This window comes from Shewanella sp. KT0246 (assembly GCF_019654955.1).
GTDB lineage: Bacteria > Pseudomonadota > Gammaproteobacteria > Enterobacterales > Shewanellaceae > Shewanella > Shewanella goraebulensis.
This window is the reverse complement of record NZ_BPEV01000182.1, coordinates 1-221: the sequence shown is the minus strand read 5'-3', so window position 1 is coordinate 221 and position 221 is coordinate 1. Positions and strand designations below refer to the sequence as shown.

Here is a 221-nt window from a genome sequence, read left to right as displayed (position 1 = left end):
GTGCCCGCAATCACGGCTTTATCGTCAGTACCGTTAATGGTCACGGTGACTTGTTGTTCAGTGCCATCAACAGAGTGAACCAGCAGGGTGTCAGTTACTGACTCACCCGTTTTTAGACCTTGAATCGTGGCTTGTGCGTTATCCGCGGTGTAGGTCCAATGGCCGAGATTATTGATAGTCAGCGTACCAAATTGACCTTGCAGGGTTTCTGCGCTGAACTG

Annotated in this window: 1 protein-coding gene; it reads right to left on the bottom strand. The window is 50.2% G+C overall.

What is annotated here, in order from left to right; all coding sequences use genetic code 11:
* On the bottom strand, window positions 1-221 hold a 221-nt coding region (locus K5Q58_RS21040), incomplete at both ends, for a VCBS domain-containing protein (RefSeq protein WP_220755766.1).